This window comes from Neisseria sp. P0022.S010 (genome assembly GCF_051956635.1).
This window is the reverse complement of the sequence record NZ_JBQCXF010000594.1, coordinates 1-1,727: the sequence shown is the minus strand read 5'-3', so window position 1 is coordinate 1,727 and position 1,727 is coordinate 1. Positions and strand designations below refer to the sequence as shown.

General features: G+C 48.2%; 1 protein-coding gene. It reads right to left on the bottom strand.

Annotated features, from left to right (window positions below):
- Positions 1–1,384 (bottom strand): L-lactate permease (locus ACTHUT_RS19750; RefSeq protein WP_440419522.1); only part of this gene is annotated, 1,384 nt, incomplete at its 3' end.
- Between the last annotated feature and the right edge of the window lie 343 nt (positions 1,385–1,727).

Below are 1,727 nucleotides of genomic sequence, written 5' to 3'. Positions count from 1 at the left end.
TATCAAGCGCGATTTGTTGTTGAATCGGGCCGAAGGTCAGGTTGGATACAGTGTTGGAGCCGGAGAAGAATGCACCGATTGCGCCAAGGTAAGGGGAGAAGTAAACCCAGTGTTCGCCTGCCATCGCGGCAAACTCTTTACCGATGATTTTCACCATGGAGTCGTCGCCGCCAACCATCATCAGTTGAACCATAATCAACGCACCCATCAGGGCAAGCAGAGGTTTTTTGGTTTGGTTGAAGGTTGCAGCATAGAAAGACCACGCATCTTTGAATTTGGTTTTGTACAGCAGGATGCAAATCCAAACGGTGAAGACAAACGGAATCCAAGCCGGAACGTATAGGGTTTGGTAGGAAGCGTTTACGCCTTGGCCGAAGATGTTGCCGAAGGTGATGGTTAGGGAGTCGCTGACGGTGATTTTGGACAAATCAAACGGCAGTTGGAAGCTGAACCATTCTTCTTTGCTGGTCAGCAGGCCTTTGATGCCCAGCTGTTTGATACGGGTGATCACCAGCATGCCGATCAGCATACCCAAAGGAGCCAGTGCTTTGGCAACTTGTGCGAAAGGTACTTTTTCTGCATTCGGGTCTTTGGCGTAATCTTTGCTCAAGCCCCAGCCGCGGTTTGCTGCGAATACGGACACCATCAGGCCGATTGCGCCGGCAACCAGAGATGGGAATTCTTCATTAACCATCGCCAAGGCAACGTAAGGAAGGGTACAGGAGAATACGGCGATACCGATGAAGCCCAAGTTTTTGCGGATTTCAGCCCAAGGTACGATGAAGCTCAAGCCGATCACAGGGATGATGAAACCAGCAAAGAAGTGCATTACGCCGGTTCTCATACCGATTTCCATAATGCTCTTTTGATCCAAGCCCAAAGGCGCGAAGCCGAACCAAGTCGGGGTACCTACTGCACCGAAGGACACGGGTACGGAGTTCATGACCAAAGTGAAGATGGCTACTTTTAATGGGTTGAAGCCCAAGCTCATCAGGATTGGCGCGGCAATGGCGGCAGGTGTGCCGAAACCGGATGCGCCTTCAATCATAAAGGCGAAAGACCAGCCGATAATCATCAACTGGGCAATCGGATTCGGGCTGATGGTAGCCAGCCATTTGCGGATGACGTCGATACAGCCGGTGGTTTCCATCATGCGGTTAAACATAATGGCACCGAAAATCACGGTAATCGGGGTCAGGGTAGAGACGAGGCCGGACGCGGCTGTTGCGTTGAGCAACATAGCGTCGTTGCCGAAATAAAACAGTTTGATGGCATAAATCAGCGCGGCGGTAATCGGCAGCGCGACGTAGGACGGCATACTGTTTTTCTTAACCATCAGCCAGATCAACAGCACGATGGGAAAAATACTGAGAAAGAGAGCCATGGGATTATCCTTGGGGCAACGGGCACCATAACCGTCAATCAATGGCGGTTTGATGCGATGTGTTGAGTAATAGATGTTTTTCGAATAAGGATTGCCACTTTTTTAGATGCAACCAGTTATCAGGTAAATTGGTTTTACCAATTTATGAAAACTGTTGCACACTTTACGTAATCTTATGTAATCGGTCAAGAGGTTTGTAACAAAAAAGGCCGTCTGAAATTGGGTTTTCAGACGGCCTGAGAGCATTGCCAGTAGTGCATTTGGTCGAATATCGAATGGTATTTACATTCAATATTTTGTAAAGGATTTGTTTTTAATTGATTTCAAACGAATTATTCTATTC